The 25035-nt window shown below is 33.4% G+C and carries 16 protein-coding genes; 8 read left to right on the forward strand and 8 right to left on the reverse strand.

Annotation, left to right across the window (positions count from 1 at the left end; genetic code table 11):
* Window positions 1-89: 89 nt before the first annotated feature.
* From LNQ49_RS20510 to gcvT, 8 genes are all read right to left on the reverse strand, one after another.
* Window positions 90-4943: a T9SS type A sorting domain-containing protein gene (locus LNQ49_RS20510; RefSeq protein ID WP_229990876.1), complete on the reverse strand. Its 4854-nt coding sequence runs from the start codon at window positions 4941-4943 to the stop codon at window positions 90-92.
* A gap of 38 nt (window positions 4944-4981) precedes the next feature.
* On the reverse strand, window positions 4982-6157 hold the full coding sequence (locus tag LNQ49_RS20515) for a hypothetical protein (protein WP_229990877.1): 1176 nt from the start codon (window positions 6155-6157) through the stop codon (window positions 4982-4984).
* A 354-nt stretch (window positions 6158-6511) separates the two neighbouring features.
* Window positions 6512-7840, reverse strand: a complete 1329-nt coding sequence (locus LNQ49_RS20520; protein ID WP_229990878.1) for a SprB repeat-containing protein — start codon at window positions 7838-7840, stop codon at window positions 6512-6514.
* Window positions 7841-7844: 4 nt separating this feature from the next.
* The gene (locus LNQ49_RS20525) at window positions 7845-9920 is read right to left on the reverse strand and encodes a fibronectin type III domain-containing protein (RefSeq protein WP_229990879.1); all 2076 of its coding nucleotides are present in this window, start codon (window positions 9918-9920) and stop codon (window positions 7845-7847) included.
* Window position 9921: 1 nt separating this feature from the next.
* Entirely contained in the window at window positions 9922-14580 is a 4659-nt protein-coding gene (locus LNQ49_RS20530; protein ID WP_229990880.1) for a hypothetical protein, read from the reverse strand.
* 429 nt (window positions 14581-15009) lie between these two features.
* The gene (locus tag LNQ49_RS20535; protein WP_229990881.1) at window positions 15010-15723 is read right to left on the reverse strand and encodes a YebC/PmpR family DNA-binding transcriptional regulator; all 714 of its coding nucleotides are present in this window, start codon (window positions 15721-15723) and stop codon (window positions 15010-15012) included.
* Between the two features lie 253 nt (window positions 15724-15976).
* A complete protein-coding gene (locus LNQ49_RS20540; protein WP_229990882.1) occupies window positions 15977-18007 on the reverse strand; it encodes a S41 family peptidase in 2031 nt (676 codons plus the stop codon).
* 190 nt (window positions 18008-18197) lie between these two features.
* Window positions 18198-19280, reverse strand: coding sequence for a glycine cleavage system aminomethyltransferase GcvT (gcvT, locus tag LNQ49_RS20545; RefSeq protein ID WP_229990883.1), 1083 nt, complete (start codon window positions 19278-19280; stop codon window positions 18198-18200).
* Between the two features lie 389 nt (window positions 19281-19669).
* Here gcvT and LNQ49_RS20550 point away from each other — a divergent pair, with 389 nt between their 5' ends.
* The 8 genes from LNQ49_RS20550 to LNQ49_RS20585 all read left to right on the forward strand — a co-directional run bounded on the left by LNQ49_RS20550 (window position 19670) and on the right by LNQ49_RS20585 (window position 25033).
* Window positions 19670-20920 (forward strand): site-specific integrase, encoded by a 1251-nt coding sequence (locus tag LNQ49_RS20550; protein ID WP_196376683.1) that lies wholly within the window; start codon window positions 19670-19672, stop codon window positions 20918-20920.
* A gap of 653 nt (window positions 20921-21573) precedes the next feature.
* Window positions 21574-21966: a single-stranded DNA-binding protein gene (locus LNQ49_RS20555; protein ID WP_196376684.1), complete on the forward strand. Its 393-nt coding sequence runs from the start codon at window positions 21574-21576 to the stop codon at window positions 21964-21966.
* Window positions 21967-22010: 44 nt separating this feature from the next.
* Window positions 22011-23084, forward strand: a complete 1074-nt coding sequence (locus LNQ49_RS20560) for a DUF932 domain-containing protein (protein WP_196376685.1) — start codon at window positions 22011-22013, stop codon at window positions 23082-23084.
* A gap of 52 nt (window positions 23085-23136) precedes the next feature.
* Entirely contained in the window at window positions 23137-23619 is a 483-nt protein-coding gene (locus tag LNQ49_RS20565; protein ID WP_003002504.1) for a DUF1281 family ferredoxin-like fold protein, read from the forward strand.
* Window positions 23620-23630: 11 nt separating this feature from the next.
* Window positions 23631-23972: a hypothetical protein gene (locus LNQ49_RS20570; RefSeq protein WP_034736795.1), complete on the forward strand. Its 342-nt coding sequence runs from the start codon at window positions 23631-23633 to the stop codon at window positions 23970-23972.
* Window positions 23973-23990: 18 nt separating this feature from the next.
* Window positions 23991-24173 carry a hypothetical protein gene (locus LNQ49_RS20575; protein ID WP_003002500.1) on the forward strand — a complete coding sequence of 61 codons (183 nt, stop codon included), beginning with the start codon at window positions 23991-23993 and terminating at the stop codon, window positions 24171-24173.
* A 12-nt stretch (window positions 24174-24185) separates the two neighbouring features.
* Entirely contained in the window at window positions 24186-24803 is a 618-nt protein-coding gene (locus LNQ49_RS20580; protein WP_003002497.1) for a PRTRC system protein E, read from the forward strand.
* An 11-nt stretch (window positions 24804-24814) separates the two neighbouring features.
* The gene (locus LNQ49_RS20585) at window positions 24815-25033 is read left to right on the forward strand and encodes a PRTRC system protein C (RefSeq protein ID WP_002978317.1); all 219 of its coding nucleotides are present in this window, start codon (window positions 24815-24817) and stop codon (window positions 25031-25033) included.
* Window positions 25034-25035: the final 2 nt, after the last annotated feature.

Genomic DNA, 25035 nt, shown 5'->3' on the forward strand with positions numbered 1-25035 from the left:
TATGTGTGCTAGAGAAACAAATAGGGAAGGGTTAATTCCCATTTGTTTCTGACTATATGATTTGTTTTTTGATGTAGAAATGATCTCTCTTACTGTATAATTATTTTTCTCAATTTATTTCCTTGTTGGGATTCAAACAAGACAAAATATATTCCTGAAGGTAGTCCGCTTAAGCTAAAATTAAATGAGTAGGCATCTTTACCATTTTCAGATTTAGAGTCAATTACCATATTATTATTCAAGCTATATACTTTAATATGTCCTGGTATTATTTTGTCTAAGGTTACATCTACAGTAAATACTCCGTTTGAAGGATTTGGATAAATCTTCATGTCAAATTTCTTCTGCAAATCGGTTGAATCTGGATTTTCGTATTCTCCTTCAATTACCAATACTTTTTTGGTTTGAAAGGCGGTACAATCACCTTTTTGAGTAGTCATTGTAATTTCGTATTCACCTGGTTTAGAGAAACTCATTTCTGCGTAGTCCTTATCTTTTGATTTTACAGTTGCTTCAGCAGGTAATATCCATTTGATACTATCGGCTTGTGGATTACTGATATCGACTATTATAAATTTCTCACCAACAAAAACTTGTGATGAAATTGCAAATTCAGCACTGATGGCAGTTTGTTGTGCTGAAATTTTGATGGTATCTGTAGCCTTACAGCCTAATTTGTTGGTTACAACAACAGTGTAATTTGCAGGTTCTGATACTGTAATCATCGGTTTGTTACTTGTAAACCCTTTGTCTGAACTCCATAAATAAGTTGCTTTATCATCGTCGATAGTAGCATTTATTGTTAGACTTTGGTCAAAACATAATGTAACATCTTCTCCAAGATAAATAATATCTTTTGGAGGATTTACAATTGTATATGTATTTGTAATAATACAACCTTTATTATCGGTTACTGTAACAGTATAATCTCCTGCGGAAGCATTACTTAATATATTTGATTTTTCACCTGTACTCCATAAATAGGTATAAGGAGCAATTCCTGCGACTGGTGTTACAATTATTGTTGCATCTGAACCTTCATAACATGTTGGGATTTTAATTTCGTTGGTTGCACTTAAATGTTCTGGGGCAACAATGTTTATATTTTTAGTGATTGTACAACCATTATTATCAGTAATTAATAAAGAATAATTTCCAGGAATGACATCTACTAAATTAGCAGTTTTGGCTCCTGTATTCCATAAGTAAGAGTAAGGTGTTGTACCTCCAGATGCTGCTGAGGTAATTGTCCAATCATTTCCATCTCCACAACGAGTATATTCAGATGAAAGAGTATTATTTAAAGGACTAGGTTCTGAAATTGTAATGGTTTCACTTTGAATAGATTTACCAAAATAATCTGTTGCGATAACATAATAAGTTCCTGCTTTGGCATTCATTAAAGTTTCATCCTCACTGATAACTACTGTAGGGTTGGTTACATTATACCACTTGTAGTAGTAATCAGGGAGCCCACCAGAAGTAATTGCTTTTATACTTGCTGTAGCATCACCATGACATTTTACAATGTTTATTTGAACTAATTTAATAAATAATGGATCTACTTTGTCTAAATCTCTTTTTTCAATTCTACAACCATTTGCATCTACTATAGTAATAAAATATTGTCCTACATAGATATTATAAATACTATTAGATTCTTTGTTACTATCTGTATATATTGATTTTCCAGTTTTATCAAACCATTCAAAATCATAATTAGGAGTTCCACCTACAACAGTAACTTTTATGCTAGCATCATCTACTCCTAAAGCCGATGGAGGAGTTTTGACTACAATTATGCTCATGGCTTTTGGCTCAGTAATAGTAATTTCTTGGCTTGTTTGACATAAGTTGGCATCGGTAACTGTAACGTTGTATGTTGAAGCAATTAGATTATCTAATATATTTTGATCTGCATTTTTTCCTGTGCTCCATACAATTTTATAAGGTGCTGTTCCTCCAGTGATAGCAATCTTAATTTCGGCATCGGATCCACCATTACAAGAAACATTCTTTTGTGTATAATCAATTTTTAAAAGTTTTGGTTCGATTATAGTTTTTGGAGTTGAGGTATAACTATTTCCAAATCCATCTGAAACTTCCAAAATATAATCTCCAGCAAGCATTGCATCAGAAGGGTTTGTTATAGATGTTACAATGTTAGGAGTTAGTACATTGTACCATTTGTATTTGTATGATTTATTTGCATCAGGTGTTCCTATTGGAGCCCCTCCTGTAATAGTAGCTTTTAAGATAGCTTGTTTATTCCCAAAACATTTTATTGCTTGAGTCTGAGAAATACTTGTAATTAATAACTCATCTGGTTGGTAGATGATATAGGTTGCTTCAGTTTTGCATTTATTTTTATCGGTAACAACTACGGTATAAGTTCCTTCGCCAATTCCGTCTAATAGAGGATTTGTTTTCCCCGTCATTTCTATTTTACCAACCTCTTTATACCATTGATAAGTGTATGGAAATGTTCCATCAGTCGCTATGATACCAATGCTACCGTTTTTTAAGCCATAACCGGTGGCTTCAATTTTCTTAGAAGAAGCTATGATTAATGGTTTTAAAGGTTGTGTAATTTCAACAGGAGTTGGAGTAGTTGAATAAGAGCATCCATTGGCATCTGTAATAGTAAAATTGTAATTACCAGCAGGAATTCCTGTTCTATCCTTTGTAGTGATGCCATCGTTCCATTTGACATTGTAAGCTCCAGTTCCTCCTTGAATATTTAACGTAATAGTTGCATCGCTACCACTAAAGCAATTTACGTTTGTTGTAGTTACGGTACATGTAATAGCTGGTCTTTCTATTAGTTCAGCGATAATTAGTTCTCTCGAAATATTCACATTGTCTGTTACTACGACTTTATAAAAACCAGCATATAAATTTTGAGCCCTATTTGTTACTTCTCCAGCAAGTTCTGTATAATTAATATCTGTTATATTCTGTTTGTAATACCATTTGTAAGTGTATAGTGGTTTTCCTCCGCTTACCAATACTTCTATACTACCAGTATTTGCTCCATTACAGGTTACATCAATCTTATTTACAAAGTCTACAGCTAATGCTTTTAGGGTAATTATTTCGATGCTAGATGTACAGTTGTTGTCATCTCTAATGGTAACTTCATAAGTTCCATTTCCTAAACCTGCAATTGTATTGGTTTTATATTCGGTACTAATACCATTCTTTTTCAAAATATAGGTATACGTTTTTGTACCTCCAGCTGCATTAATAGTTATGTTTCCATCATTAGCCGTAACTATTGTTGGCTGAGTTTGTGTAATATTTGTTATGGTTACTTGGTCATTCTGACTAATTGTAATATTTGCAGGACTGTTAAAAGTACAACCATTATCATCTGTAATGATATAAGAATAAGTTCCAGCAATTAATTTGGTTGCATCTATTTTTTTTGCAGGAGTTTTAATGTCTGTGTAAACAACAGTGTACGCTCCCGTTCCTCCTTTAATGTCCAATGTAATAGTTCCATTATTACCACCATAACAACTTACATCTGTATAAGAAGAAGTTGCAGTAAGTGGTTCTAGTGGCTCTGAAATGTTATAGTCGGTATAAATTTCTTTCGAAGCATCGTTAAGTTTTATTCTGTATTTACCTACTGTAAGTCCTGAAATAATAGGATTAGTTTGTAAGGGAATTTCTGTCTCAATGCCACTAATAATTTGAAACCAACTATATGAGTATGGAGTTGTACCACCAACTGCTTCAATGCTTAGAGCGCCAGTATCTTGTCCATGGCATTTAATGTTCACTTGGTTAACAAGATTTATAGTTAATGCTTTTAATGTAAATCGTTCTGATGTTGTTGTACATCCATTGGCATCTTTCACATAAACATCATAAACACCATCTCTTAAACCTGTAATTACATTTGATGAGTGTGTAGTGGCAGTACCACTTACCTTAGTTACTATGTAGCTATAAACACCAGTTCCTCCACTTGCATTTATTGTGATTTCTCCATCGTTAGCTGTTGGTGTTGAAGGTTGTTTTTGCGATTTGCTATTAATTACTAAAGATTCAGAGGGTTCTGTAATAGAAATTAATGTTGTATATTTAGAATAAATACACCCTTCTGAGTCAGTGATTATAAAATAATAATCATCTTTTTTCAACCCCGTTCTTTTTTGTCCAGTCCATTTCTGTCCATTAGTGTCATTATCATCCCAAATTACATTATATGGCCCAGTTCCTCCAGAAATTTTCAAGTCGATTTCAGCAGTTGCTTCTCCTTTACAAAGCACATTTATAGTTATAGAATTTTTAAGATCAACAGAAATGATATCTTTTTGTTTAACAGATAGAGAAGTGACATATTCATTTATTGGTGTTGCATTATCATATACGGTAAGTGTATAAACACCTGCTTTTCCTGTTACTGTTTTATTTGTAGAAGATGTTGATGTACCATCAAGATATTTAATATCCCAGTAAAAAGTATAATTGGCATTTGTATTAGGAAAACCTCCACTTGGGTTTGCTGTTAATGTGGTAGTTCCTCCATTACAAACAATGTCGGTGTTTCCTAATATACTTACTAGAAGTGCTTTTTCGGGTTGACCAACTATAAATATTTTTGTTGCAAAACAACCTTTAGCGTCAGTTACATTAATTATGTATTTCCCTGCTAGAAGTTTACTCAAATCAGTAGGATTAAAAGTTACATTATCTTTTGTCCATGTTTGGGTATATCCTGGAGTTCCTCCCGTAATGCCAAAACCATTAATTTGGCCATTAGGGTTATTAAAAGCAGTTGCATCTTTTTCAGTCCCAGATATTACTATTGCTGATGCGGGTTTTATTGGTACTGTTCTAGCCCCATTATTTAGCTCTCCAACACCAGCTTTTTGTTGAGAATACCCCAATAAACTAATAAAGAATAATAGTAGTAGGTAATGTTTTTTCATAATTTATATTGGTTGTTTTGGATATTTTTTTTGGCTTATTATTTTTTCTCAATGCAACCTTTTGCATCGGTAATCATAATATTATATTCTTTTGCTTTTAGTCCTGAGATATAATATTTATCATTAATAAAGCTTGGATTAAAAGCGCTAGTTAATTCTACACCATCTTTATAAAAATGATAAGGAGACCTGCCACTTAGTATTTTTATTTCAATTGTACCATCTGCACCTCCTGCACAAGAGGGTTCTGTATAATTGGTTATTTCGAACTTTACTTCTGGAGGTGATTGTATTGTAAATTCACTTTTACCTACACTAGTTTTAGTTTTAATGCCATTTATGATTTGATTGGTTTGATAGGTCATAGTATATATATGTTTTCCTAGATTTGTCCAAACATATGTATCAGGAGTCGTCATCATAGTTTTGGTTATTACTTTAGAATCCCTTGTAATGCCATCACTATCTTTGAGAGTCATTTCATATTCTTCGTCATCTAATAACTCTCTACTAAAATTAAATGTTACCTGCCCATCATTGTTATAAAAGCAAGAAGTGAAGTTTGGTTCTGATGTGCTTATTAATTTAGGAGAACAAGGAATTATATTGTAAGTAATTTTATTTGTAAATTGTGTTTTGTAACCAGTTTGAAAATGAATTGTTTTTTTTTTATCATACCCATCAAGTTCAGATATTTTAAAAGAGATTGATGAAAATGATTGAAAATCCTTTGGGAAATTAACCCAATTAATACCATCGTAGCTGTATTGCCAATTAAAGCCATTATCAAATTCAATTATTTCATCTATACAGAAGGTTGTTTTAGGGCTTTTAGGAGTAATATGTAATAGACTTATACTTGATGAAGCATAACATCCATTAAAATAGGTATTGTAATTTGTACTATTTAAATCGATGAAATGGTTTTCATAAATTTCACAATCTTTATGCATACTGTTCGAGTCAAAATATATTTTTTGAGCTACCAAATCAGGTATAACATAAAAAAAATCTGTTCTTGATGATGGTTTATAATTTTGATTTGGGGGTAAACTGAAATTACCACCATTAAAAGAGATCTGATAACTACCAACAGTCATTTCATGTTCCTCTCTAGGATACAAATCGCTATAAATTAGTAATCCATACTCCGTTTGGGCATGCAACGTAATTGATGATGTGATAAACATTATGGAGAGTAGAATTTTATTCATTTTTATTTCTCAATACAATTATTAGTATCTGTTATTTTAACTCGATATCCTATTGGATTTGCTGACAATTCATTTATAATATAATGTTGGTTGTCTATTTTTACTGTGTTTTTTATTATATCGTCTAAGGGAAATATGTACTGCAAATCACTTTTATTTCAATTGTTCCATCATTGGCTCCTACGCAAGAAAGTGCTGTGTAATTAGTTATTTTAAATAATATATTGTGTGTCAGGAAGTTGTTTCGTGTGATTTATGGTTAGGCTATAAATAGGTACTTCTTGCCCAAATGGATTGAGGGAATAAGCTAGTATAAGTATTATAAAAAATATTTTCATGTGTTATTATTGATTATTATTTTTCAATGCAACCTTCTGCATCAGTAACCATAATATTATGAGTTTGTGCTTTTAGTCCTGTGATATAGTATTTACTGTTAGCATAGCTAGGCTGAGATGGACCAGTTAGTTCTACACCATCTTTATAAAAACGATAAGGAGATGTACCACTAAGTACTTTTATTTCAATTGTACCATCATTGCCTCCTACGCAAGACGGTTCAGTATAATTGGTAATTTCGAACAATACTTTGGGAGGGTCTGTATAAGTAAAATTAAGAGTACTAGCAGATTCCATAAAACCTTTCAATATTTTTTTTGTAGGGTCTAATGGATCAACCATTTGCGCTTGGTATACAATTTTATAGGTATGTCCATTTTCTAAAGCGTTAACAAGATTAGTAAAGGAATAAACTTGAGGATTACTAGTACTAAAAATAGAAATGTTTTCACGTTCATTTCTTTCTATACCATTTGTGACATCTTTCATTTTTATACGATCCAAGCTTTCCCCTGGATATAATGGTCTATCAAAAGTAATATCTACTTTTTGAATTGGATCACCACTGCATTTAGGACCCTCATAGGTAACATTATTTATTGTTGGAGCGCAAGGAGAATATTTAATAGGGATAGGTGGTAAACCTCCATAATGTAATCTAAAGTATATAGTTTTATTAAGATAGTTTACATGATTATCTCCAAGAAGTTCTTGAATTGAAAATCTTGTTGTAGCAATATAATTTGTCTTTTTTCCACGAATGTAATCTGGTACAGTATTATAAGATGCTCCATTATCTAGAGAATATGACCAACGATAAACTTCAGCAGGAAAATCGGGAGCATTACCAGGTAGTAGTTCAGTCGGAAAAGCTGCTAATGCTACCTGAGACCCAGCGCAGATCTCGTTAGGACTAGCATTGTCTAGGTTTTTAAAGTATATATTAGGTTTAAAATTATCAATTGCAAATCTTTGGTACCCAGGACAATCCCATAGGGTAGCATTCGTTGCTTTAAGTAATTCAAGAAAAGTTAATGTTTGTTTTTTTATTTTAGGATCACAATTTATTGATGAAGTACAATCATATGCTAAGATTTCTAGATTAAATTTGGTAGGATTTGACTTTATAGTATATTCTTTAAAAGAAAAATTAGGAGGATATTGCTCATTATATGCATTCTCTCCAAGTTGTATTGTTGTATTGCTTAATATATCCATTTTCCATCCATGCCATCCATCTCTACATTTCTGACCTTGAGAATTATATGAATAATTAAACGTATAGGTTTGTCCAAAACTTTTTATTGTAGTAATAATAAAAAATAAGATAAATAATTTCTTCATGCTCTTAAAACTTTACTGTATAGAAATCCATTTTTGACATTCTTCCGTCTTTAAATTGGGCTCTAATTCCGTATTTGTATGTGGTATTTATGGTAAGTGTTGGATCTGATAACTTTCGTGATTCAGCTTTTAGAATCTGAATTAACTGTAGCGGTTCTTGATTTGTAGCTTTGTATATTTCAAAACTATCAACATCACTTTCTTTATAATCCCATGATAAATCAATACTTTTTGTGGTTGGATTTGCTTGAGCATAGAATCCTTTTACAGCTGGCTTAACTGTATATTTTGGTATAAATAGAGCTATTTCAGGTGTAGGATTAGAGACAAGGCCGCTTTCGTCTTTAGCAAAAATCGCATATCTGTAGGTTGCTCCTTCGTTTGTTTTTTTGTCTTGAAATGATTCTAATTTTGTTACATCATTTAAAATTAATTCCCATTTTTCCTGCTCATTTTCTTTACGATATAATTGATGAGAAGTTACATCTTCACTCTGGCTATTAACCCATTCTAAGAAAACGGCACCATCTTTTATTTCATATTTAGTAAATACGGGTGAAGTAGGAGGGATTACATCTGGTTTTTTAATAATTAATGTTTCAGAAAACGGAGACATATTATAATGTTGATCAACCGCAATGACTCTATAATATACTTTACTATTTAAACTCTTAATAATTACTTTATCTTCATAAGTATTTGGCTCGCTCGGACTAACAGTTAATTGGCTAAATTCTTCTTCTGCAGTATTTCCTCTATAAATACGATACCCCATTAAATCTTTTTCTTTGTTAGGAGCCCATGAAATTTTCACAACGCCCAAGCTATCAATTATCCCTTTTAATCCAATTGGTTTTGATGGTGGAATTGAATCTACAGGTTGTACTAGCATAGGAAATGAAGTTCTGCTATTCCCTTGTTTTCCTACTGCCGTAATGGTAAAATAATTGGTTGACGAAAGTTTGTTATAGGTTACAGAACGATTTTTTGGAGGAATGTTCTTTAGTACTGTAGTATATTTTTCGTTATCATAATCAGAACGATTAAGTTCAAAACTTGATATTTCTTGGTTTCCTTCCTCAGGAAACTCCCAAGATAATGTAACTGTAGTATCATCCTTAAATTCTTTTACTGTAAGATGAGGTACAAATTTTAATAAAGATTTGCCTTTCCCAGTAATTATTTCTGAGTAGGGGCTTAGCTCTCCAAAAGGTGATATACCTTGAATTCTATAGCTGTAGGGCTTGTTATTAGCAATTGAATCTACGTAAAAAATACGATTGTTATTTGCGTTTTCTTGGTTTAGACTTGTGTATGGTTTATCAGTAATTCTTTCAAAGGTTTTTTTATCTGTAGAACGTTCTACGTAATAACTGCCATATGCATGTGATAGAATTTTAAAATTCCAGCTTAACATAGTGCTGTTATCATTAAAATGGGCAGTGAAGTCCATTGGTTTAGGTAGTGGTTCATATTCTTTTAATCCTACAAAAACACCTCCATAATCAATACTCATTTCACTTTCAGGTACATTTGATGAAACTCTATATGCGTATTTCTCGTTTTGTTTTGCTGTTTTATCTTCAAAGCCTAATCCAGCTTTTTTAGCAATTTCAAAATCTTTATCAGCAGTAAATAATGCAAACGTAAATCTTTGCTCAGTTTCTTCTGAAAGATTTATAATAGTTTCTAATTTATCAGTTCCAGTAACTGCAAAATCCTCCCCATAAATAGCCTGAGCAACGATTGCTGCATTATCATTATTATCAATTAATTTTTCCCAAGCTTCGATTGGATCCGGTTTTGAAACTTTGGATAAAATTATTCTTTCTGGTGGTGATAAAGTTCTATTATCTCTAGTTACAGTATATCTTTCTACTAAATAGCCATAAATATTTAATTTTTTCCATGCTATGGGATCGGTAACTGCCCAACGTAATAATATTTTATCTTTTTGTATTCTTGCTATGACTTGTATTTCAGGTTTTTTTTCTGTTGTAATGGCCTCTTCCGTTTTATTTTGGGAGAAGCAATTGCTGATTATTGTAAAAAAAAGTATAGTTATAATTCTAAGCTTCATGCTAATTTGATTTATTAAATGTGAAAATTGAACTAGTTCCTGTTTGACCTCCTGGAAGTATATAATTCAATTTAATGTTATAAGTGCCTTGTTTTATAAATGGAAATTGACCATTAATAATATAATTGTATTTTGTAATCATTTCTTGATTTAGTGTATTCAAGTACTTATTAACTACTTTATATCGTATGTCTATAAAATCATTTTTATAATAAAATGGTAGATTATATCGGAAAGGCAAGTATTCTTTAAGCATGAAACTGGTAGGATTATTTATGATATAATCCTGATACCACGCCAGTGTCTCTACACCTTTAGTAGGAGGGATTCCTACTATATTAGTATCTCTGTTGACAGTTATAGTTCCTTCTAATGGGTATCCTTTATAAATTAATGGATAGATTTCATTTTTGTAATAACTATCATCTAGAATAGCTTCAGCATTTACTAATGGTATATTTAGAGTTTTTTCATTGCCTATTATTTCTATTTCATCAAAAGGTTCTGTTGATGTATTAAGAGATTGTAGTGCATGTACATCAGAATAAATGATCTCCACTAATGTTTGTTTAGGTTTTTTTGCTGCCAATTTTTCCTGAAAAGTATTGTATTGACTGGTGTTAAAATTATATTGTAATAATTCAACTCCTTGGCCACCAGAGATAGTTTCAGTTAGTTTATTACTTTTGGTTTCTATATTTGCATCTGAGCCTAAATCTTGTTTCTCATAATTTTCAGTCAAGTTTGCGTTAGCTTCTGTCTTCGGTTCTAGTGTCATCAAAGAGATATTATATTGCTTTAAAGTTTGTAAAGAAGGTAAATCAATACTAACTTTTTTAAGATTAGCATTATAAGCTATTGATGTAGAACTTGTTTTGTCACCAGTTTTATAAAAAGCTTTTTGTGATTGTCCAGCCTTTAAATCAAATAAATAGGGTTGACCTTGTTTTAAGACAACATATGCTTGTTTTGATTCATTTTGATACACGTATTTTTGATCAAAAACAGGGTAAGAATAAGCGACATTACTAACAGGAATATTGTTTGGAGCAATGCCTGTTGTAAAATTTCTTATTTCAGTCTCAGTCGCTATTTGGCCATTCTGATAAATGGTTTTCCATGATCCATTGACATTTTCTTGAAAACTTACTTTTGCTGTTGTAGTTAAATTCGAATTTTGAGGTAATATGTCAAATGGGGTAAATGTTACCAAATCTTTGTTCGTGTTCCATGATAATTCACCTATAAGTGGGATGCCATCTTTTTTAACAGTAAACTCTTCTAATTTTAATTTATACGTTTTTATTCCACTATCTTCTTCGATAGTAAAATTCTTTTCAATAGGCATATTAAATCCAACTTGAGGAAGAGCAAAAACATCAACATCTTTTGAGCCTTCAGCAGGAGTTACGTCTGCAATTGTTTTAAGGCCACCTAGCGGACTATCAGTAATGAACTCGCATTGCTTTCCAAACTCTAATTTAAATCTGAAGCGTCCTTTAACAGCTCCACCTAGTAAGCTGAAATTACCTCCTAGATAACCTCTAATCCATACAGGGTTGGGTAATTTGGCTTGTAAAAGAACTGCTCCACCACCTTTTATAATCGATAGCTTCTTTCGGATCATAAGTATTTTAATCTTTATGCCTAATTCTCCTTGTAAGTAGGCATAGGATTGGCCATTTGCATACCAGCCATTTATTCCAATTTGTCCAGAACCTTTACATGCTGCTTCACCATAATCTTTTACCATTATATCAAAACCAAATCCTGCTTGAAAGTTTGCGTAGAAAATTAGAAAAGTCAAGTCACCAGTTTTTAGGCTAAAATCAGATCCAAAGGCAAAGCCTTTTCCTGACGAAATACTATTTTCGTCTCGCATATAATCTAATTTAGCTACTTCTATTCCTAAAATTTGTGCTACAATAGCAGGGGGAGGAGGACTTCCTGGGATGTCATCTCCTAACATAAAATAACCACCAGCTTCTACTTCTATAGGTCCAATTGCTAGTTTTATTCCTAAACGATCAGTAGGAGTACCCATGTGGATATACCATTTATCAGGACCAAAATGCAGTACAGCCCAACCAGCTCTATTACCAGATGCACGACCTTTTATAAAACCTCCAGGAGTGTCAATATATAAATCGAATGTACCATGTAAAGTCTTAGATCTGAAGTCATATTCGATAGCAGCAAAAGCATTAATACCCATAGATTGTTTTACGGTATTAGGATACAATTGCTCAGCAGCTTTTGATAAATTTGAAGTTTTTAATGCCTCTAAAGCAACTTTAGATAATAAAGATTCATTTTCGGCAACAGCTTTTAAAGCACCTTTTAAAGCATCAGCTCCCGGTATCTCAAAAGGTTGCATTACGTGACCTTCCCCATAAAGACTAATTCTGTTTATACCTCCATGTGTATTAAATGCAATTTCAAAACCTGCACCTCCCCAAAAGGCATCAGCTGTTGCAGTTCCTGCAAATTTCAGCATAGCCTTGACTCCAAGTGCAGAATCAATATCTGGAACATAATTAGAACCCGATGCTACAAACGAAGAGCTAAAGCCATCTTTCCTCATTTTATAGTAAGCACCACCACCAAAGCCTTTGAAGGTAATTGCACCAGCAGGTATATTAAGATTGTCAACCATTGCATCTACATACCAATATCTAAATGTAGTAGAACCAAAAATGGCATTTGCTTCTACGGATATTCCTCCGGTAAAATCAGCGCCCACCATTCCTTTAAAGCCATTACCATAAACGGGATCATTATCCATTATAGTGATGCTTCCCTTAAATTTCACTCCCCCTAAATCAGCAGAAACTTTGATTTCTTCAAATTTAAGATGGTCAAATTTCCATTTTTGGATTCCTGCATTTTTAGCAAATTTACCAACAACATAAAATTTAGTTTGCCCCTTAAATTGATCCTTCATCAAATTGATGGCTATATCTATTTTTAAGCTTGCCGATTCATCATTTGCTATTAGGGCTATTTCGTTTATTGTAATAGGAAAGTTGCTGACTTTAGCATCATCTTCGGCAGTGTTTTTATAGCCAAAATAATCTGCTTTTATATAAGGAACTACGGTTTGCAATTGTAAATTTTGGAAAGTAACGCCTTTAAAGTTTACTGTTTCCTTTGTGTCAGTTTCTGATTCAGGAGTATTACTTCCTTTTATAGCCAAGCTTCCGTAAAGAACAGCTTTAGGTAAAAAAACGCCTTCTTTTACTTTTAACTCTACATAAGAGTTTTTTTCAATTTTAGCGTTAGCTTTAAATAGTTGAAAACAGATATCGTTTTTAACCTCAGCTTTTAAAAGATATTCATTATCTATTGGATTAATGATTGCTTTGTAACCAAGTTCACTTCTTACACCTGGTTTGCATTGTTTGGATGGATCAGTTACAGGTAAAACGATGTCTCCATCAAATCCAGCGTATGTTAAAGCATTTGCTCTAAATCCTAATTCAATATGATTAACAGAAAACTGCCAGCCAGAAGCGCTTCCTTTACCTAAATCCAAGACATTTTCTGCAGAGAAGTTACCAGAAACTCCCATTCGATCAATTAATAAATCGGTAGCTTTGAAAACAATTCGTTCGTTTGTTTCTTTATTCTTAAATTGTGATGGTAAAACTACTTTTAAGGATTTTACATAAAGACCTCTCCATAAATTTTCATTTCCAGGAACCAGATAATCTTTTTGATAGTCTTTTGGCCAAGTGACATCGGTAGAATTCCGAATATCACTAAAATCGATTACTGCTTTATTTAACTCAAAGCAAGTACCTTTATAATTTGTTAATTGAAAACTAGGTAATGATATTTCTACCAAGATATCATTCCAGTTAGATACTATTGTTTTAAATTTTGCTTGGACTTTTTGAGGAAATGGGATGACGTTATAATTGCTGTCAACAGGTTCTAATAAACTTCTAGAAAAGACTACATCGGCAGTTATTCCAAGTTCTTTAAAACCATTACAATCTATGGTTACGTAGGTTTGGTTTGTTACTTCACCAGTAGCCATATCCATACCTCCTTTTAATATTAATAATAGTTTCTCACCATTTATTTTTATAGGAGCATCGCCTAGTAATACCAAACTAGTGTTTCCTACTAAACCTCCTTTGTGTGATAATTTAATATTGTTTGCTCCAAAGAAAAGTTCTTTAGCCTTGCCTAATGAATCACGCTGGGGAAGAACTATTTTAACAAAAGCAGTTAGTTCTGTATATTGAGGAGTGAATTTTGCATTACTAATTCCCAAAGTGTATTGAATACCACCAATTGTTTTTTTGATACCCAAAGGCAGCATTGATAAACTTTTTGGCTCTAATAAGTCAGTTAGGTTTTCATTTTTATCAATCTCTTTAAAAACTTCAATAGCCTTATTCAAATTCTCATTTGTAGAGTTTGAAATTGGGTAGTTCTTTTTGATATAAGTATTAGTAAACTCGCTTTCGGTATTTAGGGAATGCGGAGTTAAATTAGTAGCTTTTCCTTGAGAAAGTAGCTTTATAATCGAATTGTTCTTGTTAATACTGTTTATAGTATCTCTATTAATATTAGAAAAACTATTAAAACTTATAAGAAATAAAACAAAAGTTAAGATAAAAGAGGAGAACTTCGTGGTAATTTTTTTCAATTTTCTGGTAGGTTGGTTTGGTATTAAGTTGTAAATTAATGAATTAATATAACTTAATTAAATGATTTATGGGCGCCTAAATATATATAATTATTAATAGGAAAATAATGGTTTATAAAAAGTTATAAAAGTTTTTTTTGTCAATACATATAGGACTTATCTGAGGTAAATAATCCGGCGAAAATAGGAGGCATCTTGTCTTTCTACAATACCCACTTTTGGTGATTTTTGGTACCTTATTTAAAAAAAAATACAAATTAAGTGTTGAATTCTTAATTATGATGTCATTATAAATTATAAAAGTATAGTAATAAGCTCTTTCGTTTCAAACCTAGACAATCTAAGATATAATTCTTCACAGATTTACTGGTTATAACAAAAAAAACTCCAGATTTCTCTGGAGTTTAGTAGATGTATAAAGTAAAAGAATTACTCTTCTTTCATGGTATGATATACGTTCATTACGTCATCATCTTCTTCAATTTTTTCGATAAGTTTTTCCACATCAGCAATTTGATCTTCAGTAAGTTCTTTTGTTATTTGTGGGATGCGCTCAAAACCAGAAGATAAAATTTCAATACCTCTATTTTCTAGTTCTTTTTGTAAAGCACCAAAGCTTCCAAAAGGAGCGTAGATTAAGATACCATCTTCATCTTCAAAAACTTCTTCAGCACCAAAATCAATTAATTCTAATTCCAATTCCTCAGGATCAAGGTTACCTTTAGGTATTCTGAAATTACAAGTGTGATCAAACATAAATTCAACAGAACCCTGAGTACCCATTGTTCCGTTACATTTATTAAAGTAACTACGAATATTGGCAACAGTACGGTTATTATTATCCGATGCAGTTTCTATTAATATAGCAATTCCGTGAGGTGCATAACCTTCAAATAAAATTTCTTTATAGTTAGCAGTATCTTTATTGCTGGCATTTTTTATAGCGCGCTCAACGTTGTCTTTCGGCATGTTGGCAGCTTTTGCATTTTGTATAACAGCTCTAAGTCTAGAATTGGCATCTGGATTAGGGCCACCTTCTTTAACAGCCATTACAATATCTTTACCAATTCGGGTAAATGTTTTGGCCATTGCTGACCAACGCTTCATTTTTCTACCTTTTCTAAATTCAAACGCTCTTCCCATTGCTGATTTTTTATTTTGAGTTGCAAAAATACAGTTATTAGTTATTTTACAAAAACAAACGCTATTCTTTTTTTAAATTATGTTTTATTTAAACTGTAAGATGTGAGAAGTAAGATGTAAATTGAGATTATATACTACACAAACGAAATAAGATTATCCACAGATTTAGTAGAACGGTGTATGAATCACTACAAGTCTTGTTATTTAACTTCTATAAGTACGTCACTGCAAACTGTCACTGAATACTGAATAACTACCTAGCTGCATTAAAATCATTGATAATATTTACAGCCTCATTTAAATAAGGATTAGTCTTAAGGTTATTAATTTGGTATTGATTCATAGTTTTCTCAGTAGGATGAATCCCTAAAAGGAATCGGTTTACAGTCGAGTTATATACATCCAGAGGATCATTCTTAGTGTTGTAAGAAACGATTTCTTCCCATAAGCTAGATCTTGTTTTTTTCTGAACAAAGACAGAGTCTAAGGTCATCGGAATCTCAGTTCGAGGAGTATTAACCAGTTGATCTATTTTCTTGTTTATTGTAATTATATTATTAAAATAATCACTAGCAGCAACTCTTATACTACTATCATCTGACAAAGCATTTATCAAGCTCCTTTTTACGTAAGGTCTAAATTTCAGGACAGGAATAATCGAATCATTTTTAATTGCAGTTGGGAAGTTTTTTTCTTTTTGAATAATGTTTTCATAAAATTCAGGAAGAACCACATCAGGAGTTATACCTATATATTGGTGGCTTTTTCCAGTTATTCGATAAAATTTATTAATTGTTATTTTCAAGAAATCAGTGTTTTTATCCTCATCCAATGATTGTATTGTTTGCATAGTCGCTTTGCCTAGCGTAGTACTTCCTAATAGCAAAGCGCGATTGTAATCCTGCATAATAGATGCAAAAAACTCACTAGCCGATGCTGTATTACCATTAACCAAAACAACAACAATACCTTTGTAGAGCATTCCTTTGTAAGGGTCGTTAATAACCGATTGTTCCTTTTTATTATCTACAACAATCGAGATAGGACCGCTATCGATAAACATTCCAGCTAGTTTTATAGCCTCTTCCATAGATCCACCACCATTATCGATTAAATCAATAACGAGGCCTTTGATGTTATCTTTCTGTAGTTTTATAATCTCTTTGGCAGTATCATCAGCACAACCTTTTCCGCTATTACCTTCTAAATCGGCATAAAAGCTAGGGATTTTTATATAACCAATCTTACTCTCTTTACCTATTATAAAACTAAAAACAGAGTTTTCTTCATCCTTCATGATTTGTTTTTCGATATAAACATCAAAACTTTTTCCTGAATTTCTTTTAAGTGTAAGTGTTATACTTTTGTTTGATTCAGATAAAATCATACTCGAAATGGATTCAAGTGTAGCGCACGAAACTTTTAAAGTTTCCTTTTGGTTAGAGATAGAGATAATTTGGTCCCCTTTCTTTATTTGGCCTGTTTGAAAAGCAGGGCCATTTGGATCCAATTCAGCAACAATAATTTCGTTTCTTTCATTCAGATTCACATTCATTCCTAATGATAAGTGTTCTTTAGATAGAGAAGCAACAAAGCTAGATTTTGAGTCATTGCTAAAATAAGCCGTATGAGGGTCAAAGTAAGTGCAGAAGTAATTGTATAGTTTCTCTTGAGGTTTTTTCTCCGTTTGCAAAAGAGTATTAATTCGACATATCTCATTATCGATAACTGACTTTTTATAAGTAGCTTCAAGAGATTTAAAATTTGTTTTAAGTGAGTCTAGATTGGAACTCACCTCAGCAATTTGATCTAAGATTTCATAACGCATTTTCTTGCGCCATACTTTCTCAACTTCGTTTTCCTTCATATATACGGGGAACGATTTTTTATAGAACCGAATCGTATCTTTTGCAGAATAATCAATAGGATCAGCTAAAATTTTTTGTAAAGCAACTTTATTTCTTATGAGACCATTTCTATATTTAGAAATAATGTCATTCAAGAAAGTGCAATCTTTATTGAGAATGAAATTGTCAATATTCAATCGGTATTTTTTGACAAGAGCATCATATTCTGACTTTAGGAGGATGTTTCTAGAAGAGTCTAGATCATCAATTAAGTTGTCAAAAACAAAAACCGATAGACTATCATCTACCGGTTTAGGTTGAATATGTTCGCTTTGAATAAGCGTATTTATTTTAGTTAAAACTTCACATGTAGAGTCACTATTTTGACCAAACAGAGAGAAACTAAGAAGCAGAAATACTAATGAAAAATTTTTCATAAATCGAGTATCAACATTTAAACTAAAATTACACTAATTTTTTTGATAAAACGAGTATAATCTCACTAAAATACTGATTCCGAAATAGAATCTAACCACAGATTAAATTGATTTCAATGATAAAACAGAGCTAATCATTTTAAGCTGTGGTATATAAGGTAAGCCTTAGTATAGTGCTTTTAAATATAAATTATTTTTTGTAGAAAGGTAATTTTGCCACTTTAGCAGGAACATCATTTTTTCTAATTCTAATAAAGATATCACTGTCTACAGCACTATTTGCAATAGTAACGTATCCTAAACCAATTCCAACGTTCATTGATGGAGACATAGTTCCAGAAGTAACAATTCCAATTACATTTCCAGATGCATCTACAATTTCATAACCTTGTCTTGGTACAGCACGTTCCTGCATTTCAAAACCAATAAGTTTTTTGGTAACACCAGCTTCTTTTTGCTTTTTAAGGTTTTCAGAGTTAGTAAAATCTTTAGTAAATTTTGTAATCCAACCCAATCCAGCTTCAAGTGGAGATGTAGTATCATCAATATCATTTCCGTATAAACAGAAGCCCATTTCTAAACGTAAAGTATCACGAGCCGCTAATCCAATTGGTTTAATACCAAAAGAGGCACCAGCTTCAAACACCTTATTCCAGATGTGTTCAACCTCATCATTTTTGCAATAAATCTCAAAACCACCAGAACCAGTATAACCAGTAGCCGAAATAATTACATTTTCAACACCAGCAAAAGTACCAACTTCAAAATGGTAATAAGGAATAGCAGATAAATCTACAGTAGTTAAACTTTGCATCGCTTCAACCGCTTTAGGACCTTGAATTGCTAATAAAGAGTAATCATCCGATAGGTTTTTCATCTCAGCACCAACATCATTGTGAGAAGAAATCCAATTCCAATCCTTATCAATATTCGAAGCATTTACAACAAGTAAATACTCTTCCTCTTTCATTTTATAAATAATCAAATCATCTACAATTCCGCCATCATTATTAGGTAAACAAGAATATTGAGCTCTACCAATAGTTAGTGTAGAAGCATCATTCGAAGTTACTTTCTGAATCAATGCCAAAGCATTTGGACCAGTCAACAAAAATTCTCCCATGTGCGAAACGTCAAAAACGCCAACACCAGTACGAACTGTTTCGTGTTCAGCATTTACACCTTCGTATAAAATAGGCATATTATAACCAGCAAAAGGTAGCATTTTCGCTCCCAAACCCTCATGTATGTGCGTTAGCGCAGTATTTTTCATTGTGTGTGTTTATAAAAGTGAATCGCAAATTTATTCAAAAAATATTGTAAACAAGTACTCAAAATTATAAAAGTCGCAAAGATTTGGAGCTATTTCCTGTTATTCGCTATATCTTTATGTTTTTAAAGAAAAAAGATTAGTAAAAAGCAAAGTTAAGCAAAACGATTAAATCCGTTGCTATACAATGTTTTATAAAGAAGTAGTCTTTATTTGGAACTCGGTGTCTGATAGGTTTTGGGTTTGAAATGACAAAGTTAAGTTACTAATTCGTTACCGATTAATAGAGGTTCCTTATTAGTTTAAACGGTTATATTTCAGTGTTTTGCACTTATTTTTATATTTCCTTGTAACTCAATGTAAATTAATTTTAAACATTAAACATTTGAGTTATGACGCAGACAAAAAAATCAACGTTCAAACTGCTTTTCTACTTGAAAAAGAACGAACTAAAAAAAAATGGTAATGCTCCAATTATGGCACGTATTACCATTGACGGAACACCTAAAACTTTTGGGACAAAGTTAGAAATTGACCCTAGCAATTGGGATCTAAAATATGGAAGAGTTGAGGGCAAAAGCGCAACAGCTTTAAATATTAATAAAAAGTTGGATAACATACGTGGGCGTATCGACAAAATTTATGAAGATATGCTGAAACACGAGGGCTTTGCTACTTCCCAAAAAGTAAAGCTCTCATTCTTGGGTGTTGGTGTAATGGATGATGCAATTCTAAAAGTCTTTAACGATAAAAATGAGGATTTTAAAAAATTGGTTGACAAGGAAGAACGTTCACAAAGCACCTACAACAAGTACATCACGGTTTATAATCATCTTACCACTTTTATCAAAGAACGCTATCATCGTGATGATATGGCCTTTCGGGAATTGACTGGAGATTTTATTAGGGAATTCGATTTTTATCTTCGGTACGATTTACAATCTACACATAATACGGTTTGGGTTTACACGATGCCCGTACTAAGTCTGGTAGAATTGGCTATAAAAAAAGGTTTGATACGTGATAATCCGTTTCAAGATTATGAAATTAATATGGAAGAAACCGACAGGGGTTATATTCTTAAAGAAGATGTAGAAAAACTGATGATGTGTGCACCGCCCCACCCACGGTATGAGCTTGTAAAAGATCTTTTTATTTTCAGTTGTTTTACCGGACTTGCTTATGCGGATATTAAAAAACTAACAAGGAACAATATTCAGTCTTTCTTCGATGGCCATCAATGGATCATCAGCAGAAGAAAGAAATCTGATATTGCGTCCAATGTTCGGTTAATGGAAATCCCTAAACGCATCATTGAGAAATATCAAGGTACGACAAGGAATGAATTTATCTTCCCCGTTCCCACCAATGTAACCTGCAATACTCACGTAGGTAAATTGATTGTCGAAGCGGAAATCATTACGGAGCAAAAGGTAACTTTTCACACGGCAAGACATACTTTCGGAACAATGTTTTTGACCGAGGGCGTACCTCTTGAAAGCCTTAGCAAAATGATGGGGCATAAAAACATTTCCACAACACAGATTTATGCTAAAATTACCAGCCAAAAGATTAGTAAGGATATGGATTTGGTAGCTCCTAAATTTAAGGAGATTGAAGAAGCGTTTTTACAGGTTATATAGTTAATCACAATTTGATAATTACGAGCAGAACTTAACGGTTCTGCTTTTTTTATGCCCATATTTTATAGCCAAAGCACATTTACTTCGCTCTGCTATTCCCTTTCTGTAAAAGAGCTTTTCGGCTACTTCTGGAACAGAAGATTAAAAAATGTTGCCATCTACGCCTCCCACACAAATACAATTTTTTAATCCTCTATTAGTGTGGCTTTGATAGCCCCACCGCTTTAAAAAAGTGTTTTAAAAATTCAGCGAATTGGAAGTGTTATTTCAATTCACTGTAAACCATTTCTCAATGCCATCTTCTTAGCTTCCACATTCATTTTTATCCAAAGACCCGTATGCTTTTTGTCCCATTTCAAGAGCAAAGGTATTTCCGTGTTCTTAACGCATCACAAAGGTCAAGCAAGTTTGGAAAATAATCTCCACCCGTTGGGTAGTATTTTTTTCCAAAACCTTGGTGATGCTAAACACGAACCTTTTATGCTCGTGAAACGAAACATAGCATACTCCGGCTCTTTACACGAATAAAAAAAATGTCAGATACGAAAATTAAAAGCATTGAAAATGGTAATGAAACGAAACAGCACCTCCTCTCATTGCCGAATAAATCAAAAAAAAATCAAATCAAAATCAATCACTAAAAATCAAAGGATATGAACATCACAGGCAGACTGACAAGAGATGCGGAAGTACGCACATTGTCGAACGAAAAACAGGTAGTAAACTTTTCAGTAGCGACCAACGACAGCTACCGTAACAAGCAGGGCGAACGAGTAGAGCAAACAACCTACTTCGATTGTGCCTATTGGATTTCTGCAAAGGTGGCAAGGCTACTGACCAAAGGCACTTTGGTAGAACTCACAGGACGAGTAAGTACAAGGGCGTGGGTAAGCAAAGACGGAGAAGCAAGAGCAGGTCTGAATTTCCATACCTCAAACATCAAACTGCACGGAGGTAGCAGGAGAACCGAAACCATACAGGCTACTGCACAAGCCGATAATAACAAGGTTACAGCACAGGGAACAGATGACGACCTCCCATTTTAACAAAGAGTATTCAATCATTTTTCAACATCAAAATTTTAAGCATTATGGCACATAATATCAATTTCAACGAGAGAACAGGACGTTATTCATTCTTTAGCGTACAACAAAAAGCGTGGCACGGTTTAGGGCAAATCGTGGAGCAATACCCTACAAGCGAGGAAGCTATCAAACATGCAGGGTTAGATTACGAAGTTGTAAAATCACCACTATTTACCAAAGGTTCGGGTATTATCGAAACGGAAAACGGCATTGAGATAGGCAGTAGTGAATTGGAAGTACCTAACTATTTCGCCAACATACGCACCGATAACAATGCAGTATTAGGTGTAGTTGGTAAGGATTACCACATCGTACAAAACCGTGAAGCTTTTAATTTCTTTGATGCTATTGTAGGCGGTGGCGAGGGTATTCTGTATGAAACCGCAGGAGCGTTAGGTAACGGAGAGCGCATATTTATCACAGCCAAATTGCCCGACTATATCCGTGTAGGTAATGGCGATGATGTAACAGAAAAGTACATTTTCCTAACTACTTCGCACGATGGTAGCGGAAGTATCACAGCCGCATTTACACCTGTCAGAATTGTTTGCCAAAATACGCTGAATGCTTCGCTACGCAGTATGACCAATGTAGTTCGTATCAAACACACTTCGGGAGCAAAAGGACGTATCGAGAATGCTCACAAGATTATGGGACTTGCCAACACATTGAGCAACCAATTAGAGGGAATTTTCAATGAATGGGCAAAAGTAAAGGTAACAGACCGAGAGGTTAAAAAGCTAATTCAATTGGCACTTTGCCCGAATAAGGAAACCTTTGATTTAATCAAAAAAGGTGCGGAAGATGAAATTTCAACCGTGTTCAAAAACACCGTTGAAGATGCTTTTGCATACGCAATGATAAGCGACACCCAACAAATGGATACGACAAAAGGAACATTGTTCGGAGCTTATAATGCGGTTACAGGTTACTATCAGAACGTAAGAAATTACAAGAATGATGAAGCCAAGTTGCAGAGCATTGTATTGGGTGGCACTGCTCAACTCAAATCACAGAAAGCATTTGAATTGTGTAATGGTTTTGCTTTAGATGGTGCAGAAACCCTAAACCTTAATTAAATAACAACAGGCTACCGCTTTAATCGGTGGTAGCCTACTAAAAACAAAAGTTATGGCAAATTGGTGCAGTAATACAGTTGTATTCGAGGGGAAACCCGAAACAATCACAGCAATACAGGAACTTTTTCAATCAATGAAGGAAAAGGAAGAAAAAACCGAAGAAGGGCAACTACCCGAATTTATTTCTAAAAATAATGGTGGTTATTTCTTCAATATCTATTGGAATGAAGGCGATGAAGGGCAATTTCAGTATGAAACAAAATGGTCGCCCAATATAGAAGTAATTCAAAAGATAGCGGAACATTACGAAGTGAACTTTACACAGGATTATGAAGAAATGGGCAATCTTATATATGGTAGGGCAACATTTTATGACAAGCTACTCACAGATATTTATTTGGAAGACGAAGATTTTGAACAATACGGGTTTGATGAAGAAACGGACACCTACCATTTCGAAGGAGAAATTTACGAAAGTGATTACGAGATATTGGAAACCTTGTTGGAACGAAAAATCAAAAATCAGCAACCTTAAAATCTACCGCAATGGAAATAGTAACAATAATAGCCACAAAGTTTGTACGCCACGATGTACCCGAATTGGCAACCCTGCAAAATGCAAAGGTTTACTTATTAAGGGAAAAACTGAACAAAGGCGAAAAATTGAACCGAGCCGAAAAAAATTGGCTTGCAGAAGCAGTAAACCGAAACGCCTATTTCAAAAGAGCTGTACCGCTTATGGGTTATCGCTTTGGATTTGAGGATGTTTTAAAATCCTATATCGTAAAGCAGTACGGTAGTTGGGCAGAATACAACGCTCCCGATAAAACAAGTCTTAGAAGTATCATTTATGGCAGGATTGACCAAATAGCGGAAATCAGCAAATAACACTTAAAGCCAAGTACGATGAAAATCATAGATAAAAAAGGGAATTGGATTGAAGTTACCGACCTCATAAAAGCTATTCAACAAACAGGTTGGTATAAAGAATATCAGCACCACCCACCAACAGAAACAGACAAGGAAAGACAGGAATATTGGGCAGATATGCACGAGAAACTTAAAAAAGAAAAAAGTAATAACAATTAAAATTTAAGAACGATGAACACCAATTTTTTCAATCAGATACAGCAGTTGGACTTTACAGGAGTATTACAACTGAACATTTCAAAAGGAATAGAAAGCAACCTAATTGTAACAGTATTGCTCAATAACGAACAATGCGGAGATAGTGCAAAAAATCTAATTCCACCATTGACCTTTAACGCCACACCCCAGGAGTTTGACGAGGGATTTTTTGAGCAGATAACCACACCTATACAAAAGGTATCGGGCTTAATGGTGGATATGGAGAAATTTCAAAAGCAACTTGATGAAGCCAAAGCACAATCGGCAATCGAGAAAGCAAAAACCGAAAAAGAGAAAAAAGAAAAAGAAGTCAAAGACAAGAAGTTTAAAGATGCAATGGCAAAGGCGGACGAGTTGGAGAAAGAGGGCAAATTCCGTGAAGCGTGGATAAAAGTTCCCGATATAACGGAGTTTCCCGAAAAAGCAGACGAGATACGCAAACGCAAAATAGCATTATCCGACAAATTCGCAACACCGAGCCTTTTCGGAGCAATGGACGAAGCAAAACCCGAACCACCAATAGAGCAAGAAATTACTGCCGATTATCCTATTGATGAAACAGACGAAGATGAAAAGAATAGTAATCATTAAAACAGAACATTATGTTATTAGCAACGCAATTAGAAAGAGTTTTTATACTCAAAGATAAAGGACAGGACATAAGACTGACCGACCCCGAACCACGTTGGAGCGTGGAAGCCGTAATGAATTTTTACGCCAATATGTACCCGATTTTGACTACGGCAAAAGCATCTGCACCGCAGATAAAAGACGATGCAGTCGAGTACAAATTTGAGAGCGTAATGGGAACGAAAGGTTAAAC

The organism is Flavobacterium pisciphilum (assembly GCF_020905345.1).
Classification (GTDB): domain Bacteria; phylum Bacteroidota; class Bacteroidia; order Flavobacteriales; family Flavobacteriaceae; genus Flavobacterium; species Flavobacterium pisciphilum.

Coding starts and splice junctions, on each gene's coding strand:
- LNQ49_RS20510 (WP_229990876.1), bottom strand. CDS start 4,943: ATGAAAAAACATTACCTACTACTATTATTCTTTATTAGTTTATTGGGG.
- LNQ49_RS20515 (WP_229990877.1), bottom strand. CDS start 6,157: ATGAATAAAATTCTACTCTCCATAATGTTTATCACATCATCAATTACG.
- LNQ49_RS20520 (WP_229990878.1), bottom strand. CDS start 7,840: ATGAAGAAATTATTTATCTTATTTTTTATTATTACTACAATAAAAAGT.
- LNQ49_RS20525 (WP_229990879.1), bottom strand. CDS start 9,920: ATGAAGCTTAGAATTATAACTATACTTTTTTTTACAATAATCAGCAAT.
- LNQ49_RS20535 (WP_229990881.1), bottom strand. CDS start 15,723: ATGGGAAGAGCGTTTGAATTTAGAAAAGGTAGAAAAATGAAGCGTTGG.
- LNQ49_RS20540 (WP_229990882.1), bottom strand. CDS start 18,007: ATGAAAAATTTTTCATTAGTATTTCTGCTTCTTAGTTTCTCTCTGTTT.
- gcvT (WP_229990883.1), bottom strand. CDS start 19,280: ATGAAAAATACTGCGCTAACGCACATACATGAGGGTTTGGGAGCGAAA.
- LNQ49_RS20550 (WP_196376683.1), top strand. CDS start 19,670: ATGACGCAGACAAAAAAATCAACGTTCAAACTGCTTTTCTACTTGAAA.
- LNQ49_RS20555 (WP_196376684.1), top strand. CDS start 21,574: ATGAACATCACAGGCAGACTGACAAGAGATGCGGAAGTACGCACATTG.
- LNQ49_RS20560 (WP_196376685.1), top strand. CDS start 22,011: ATGGCACATAATATCAATTTCAACGAGAGAACAGGACGTTATTCATTC.
- LNQ49_RS20565 (WP_003002504.1), top strand. CDS start 23,137: ATGGCAAATTGGTGCAGTAATACAGTTGTATTCGAGGGGAAACCCGAA.
- LNQ49_RS20570 (WP_034736795.1), top strand. CDS start 23,631: ATGGAAATAGTAACAATAATAGCCACAAAGTTTGTACGCCACGATGTA.
- LNQ49_RS20575 (WP_003002500.1), top strand. CDS start 23,991: ATGAAAATCATAGATAAAAAAGGGAATTGGATTGAAGTTACCGACCTC.
- LNQ49_RS20580 (WP_003002497.1), top strand. CDS start 24,186: ATGAACACCAATTTTTTCAATCAGATACAGCAGTTGGACTTTACAGGA.
- LNQ49_RS20585 (WP_002978317.1), top strand. CDS start 24,815: ATGTTATTAGCAACGCAATTAGAAAGAGTTTTTATACTCAAAGATAAA.